We start from the raw sequence: 4,117 nt of genomic DNA on the forward strand, positions 1-4,117 counted from the left end.
CGCCGGCTGCGGCCGCGGCGCTGCGCGCCGCCGGCCAGGCGCTGCTGCGCACCGAGGTGGCCCAGGTCACGCTCGACCAGGTGGCCGAGGAGCATCTGGACGGCGCGCTGCACTTCCTGCATTGCGGCGGCAGTCACGCCGAGGCGCTGGCGGCGCTGGCCGGCTGCGACCTGGCGCGCTGGGCGCCGTGGATCGTGGTGCTGGCCGCCGGTCCGGCACCGGCGGCGCTGACTGCGGCCGGCTACACGCTGGCCTACGAGGACGGCTGGAAACAGTATCTTGTCGCGCCGCACCAGCGCGCGCTGGCCGCCGCGCTGCGCCAGCCACCGCACCCGGCCGACGACTTCCGCCTATGCGAAGACCATCCGTACAGCCATCCGCTGGACGAATGGCGCCGCCGCACCACGGCCGCCGAGACCGAGGCCGCCACCTCGCGCCAGTGGGCACAGGACCATGTCACCGAGTGGAAGCAGAAGTACGCGCTGTACGAAACGGTGCAGACCCGCGCCGACACCCTCGACGCCGAGCTGCAACGGGTGCTCGGCGTGGTGGAGCAACAAGCCGCCAGCCTCGAACACGACCGCCAGCACTACCTGGAGCAGCACGCGCTGCTGGACCAGCGCCTGCAGGCCGAGAACGCACGCGCCGTGCTGGCGGAGCAACAACTGCCGCCGCTGAGCGCGCGCGCTGAACAGGCCGAGCGACAACTGGCCGAACGCCTCGCGCAACTGGAACGGCTGGAGGCGCAGCGCGCCGAGCAGCAGGCCCGCGCTGAGCAGGCCGAACAGCAATTGCCGGATTTGTACGCGCGCGCCGCCGCCGCCGATCAGGCCGAGGCCACGGTGCACGGCATGGTGCACAGCGTCTCGTGGCGCCTGACGCGGCCGCTGCGCGAGGCCAACCATTTCCGCCAGCGCCTGCAGCGCTATGTGCGGCGCTTCCCGGGCCGCGCGCGCGGCGCCCTGGTGCGGCGCGTCAAGGGCCTGCTGGGGGCCGGCTTCCGCTATGTGAACCGGCGCCCGGCGCTGTCATTTTTCCTGCGCCGCAATATCGCGCGCCTGCCGTTCCTGGTGCCGCTGGCGCGCCAGCTGCACCTGCGCCTCAAGCTCAGCCAGAGCAACGGCCCGGCCCCGCAAGTCGCCCCCGCCGACGCGCCGGCAGCGGTCGCCGTGGCGGTCGACACCAGCCACCTGCCCGACACCGCCCGCCGCCTGTTCGACGATCTGCGCCGCCGCGCCCACTCCTGATCATCATCTTCTATGCGTATCGTAATTGACCTGCAAGCCTGTCAGGGCTCCAGCACACACCGCGGCATCGGCCGCTACTCGATGGCGCTGCTGCAAGCGATGCTGCGCCGCGCCGGCGACCACGAGCTGCACATCGCGCTCAACAACCGCTTCGCCGACAGCGTCGCCACGCTGCGCGGCACGCTGGACGGGCTGCTGCCGCAAGACCGCATCCACGCCTACGACCTGCCGCCGCAGATCTGGGAACACCAGGTGCAGAACAGCTGGCGCCTGCGCGCCGCCGAGCAGTTGCGCGAGCATTTCCTGGCCAGCCTGAAGCCGGACGTGGTACACATCTCCAGCCTGTTCGAGGGCCTGGGCGAGGATGCCTGCGTGTCGGTGCTGCACAGCCGCGGCCAGTACGACAACGCGGTCACGCTGTACGACCTGATTCCGCTGATCCGCAAGGAAACCTATCTGACCGACCCGCACGTGGCCAACTGGTACTACCGCAAGCTGCAAAGCCTGAAGAACGCCGAGCTGCTGCTGGCCATCTCCGGCTACTCCAAGCTGGAGGCGATGGATGCGCTGCAATTGCCCGAGCAGCAGGTGGCCAACATCTCGTCGGCGGTGGACGCCATCTTCATGCCGCGCGCGCTGAGCGCCGAGGCCGAACTGGCGCTGCGCCAGCGCTACGGCCTGACACGCAATTTCATCATGTACACCGGCGGCATCGACTACCGCAAGAACATCGAGGGCCTGATCGAGGCCTACGCCGCCCTGCCGGCCACTCTGCGCGCGGGCCACCAGTTGGCGGTGGTGTGCAGCATTCCCGAGCACGACCGCCTACGACTGCAGAACCTGGCCAGCAAGTTCCAGGTCCCCAAGGGCGACCTGGTGCTGACCGGCTTCGTGCCCGACGACGACCTGGTGTCGCTTTACAACCTGACCGACTTGTTCGTCTTCCCGTCGCTGCAGGAGGGCTTCGGCCTGCCCGCGCTAGAGGCGATGTCATGCGGCGTGCCAGTGATCGGTTCCAACAACAGCAGCATTCCCGAGGTGATCGGGCGCGCCGACGCCCTGTTCGATCCCAACCAGGTCAGCCAGATCAGCGCCAAGATGGCCGAGGTGCTCAGCACGCCGGCGTTCGGCGCTGCGCTGCGCGCACACGGCTTGGAGCAGTCCAAGCTGTTCTCGTGGGACGCCAGCGCGCAAAAGGCGCTGACCGCCTTCGAGCAGGTACACGAGCGGCGCCGCGCCGGCCAGCGTGCGCTGGTGGCGGTGGGCGCGGCGCTACCGGCCAACAGCGCGGCACCGGCCGCCGCCGCGCGCCCGCGGCTAGCGTATTTCTCACCGCTGCCGCCGGAGCGCACCGGCGTGGCCGACCAGAGCGCCGAGCTGCTGCCGGAACTGGCGCGCTACTACGAGATCGAACTGATCGTCGCCCAGCCGGAAGTCAGCGATCGTTGGATGCTGGCCAACTTCCCGGTGCGCAGCGTCGACTGGTTCGAGGCCAACGCCGGTCGCTACGACCGCGTGTTGTACCAGTTCGGCAATTCCGGATTCCACGTCCATATGTTCGACCTGATGCAGCGTTACCCGGGCGTGGTGGTGCTGCACGATTTCTACCTGAGCGGAGCGGTGCACTACCTGTCCTCGCTCAACCGCGAACCGGACGCCTACGCCCGCATCCTGTACGAGTCGCACGGCTACGCCGCGCTGATCCACGAGCTGGCCGAGGGCCGCGAGGCGTCCTACTACCACTACCCGTGCAACCGCCCGGTGCTGGACCACGCGGCCGGCATCATCGTCCACTCGCGCTACTCGCAGCAGCTGGCCGAGCGCTGGTACGGCGCCGGCAAGGCGGCCGAATGGCGCTACATCCCGCTGCTGCGCGCCCTGCCCGGCCCGCTGGACCGCGCCAGCGCGCGCACCGCGCTGGGCCTGGACGACGACGACTTCCTGGTGTGCTCGTTCGGCCTGCTGGCGGTCACCAAGTGCAACGAGCGCATCCTGGAAGCCTGGATCAACTCCGAGCTGGCCGGCAACCGCCGCTGCCACCTGGTGTTTGTCGGTGAAAACCATGTCGGCCCGTTCGGCAACGCGCTGGCGGCGCGCCTGGCCGGCCAGCGCAACATCAAAATCACCGGCTTCGTCTCAATGGAACGGTTCCGCACCTACCTGGCGGCGGCCGACTGCGCGGTGCAGCTGCGCACACGTTCGCGCGGAGAGACTTCCGGCACCATCCTCGACAGCCTGGCCTACCGTCTGCCGACCATCATCAACGCCCACGGCTCAGCCGCAGAGGTGCCGGACCACGTGGTGCTCAAGCTGCCCGATTTGTTCACCGACGCGGAACTGAGCGCGGCCATGCTGCGCGTGCGCGACGAGGCCGGCCTGGCGCAGCGCCTGATCGACAACGGCGTCGAGTTCATGCGCCGCGTCCATCATCCGTCCAACGTCGGCGCCGCCTACCACGAGGCGATCGAGCATTTCGCCGCCACCAGTCCGAGCGCCCACTACGCCACGCTGGCCAAGGCGCTGCACGCCACCGACGCCGCCTTCGCGCCGAGCGCGCAGGACTGGGTGCTGGTGGCCGACGCGCTGGCGGCCAACACCGTGGTGCCGGGGCTACCGCAACTGCTGGTCGATATCGCCCCCGGCGACGCCGATCCGGCCTCGCATCGCGCCCTGCTGCTGGCGCTGCTGCAAGCGCCGCCGGCCGGCATGCGGGTCGAGCCAGTGCGCCGCGACGGCGCGCTGCTGCGCTACGCGCGCCACTATGCGCGCGAGCTGATCGGCCGCGCCAACCTGCCGCTGGAGGACGCGGTGGCCGAGGTCGCACCGCGCGACAGCATCTGGGCGCCGGCCGCCGACGCCGACGCGCTGCA

General features: G+C 70.1%; 2 protein-coding genes. Both read left to right on the top strand.

All coding sequences use genetic code 11. The annotated features are described in order from the left end of the window. Window positions 1-1,247 (top strand): hypothetical protein (locus GTP44_RS26680; RefSeq protein ID WP_161021788.1); only part of this gene is annotated, 1,247 nt, incomplete at its 5' end. A gap of 12 nt (window positions 1,248-1,259) precedes the next feature. After that, window positions 1,260-4,117: glycosyltransferase (locus GTP44_RS26685; RefSeq protein ID WP_161021789.1), on the top strand; the 2,858-nt coding region annotated here is incomplete at its 3' end.

Source organism: Duganella lactea (assembly GCF_009857505.1).
In the GTDB taxonomy this organism is placed as follows: Bacteria; Pseudomonadota; Gammaproteobacteria; order Burkholderiales; family Burkholderiaceae_D; genus Rugamonas; species Rugamonas lactea.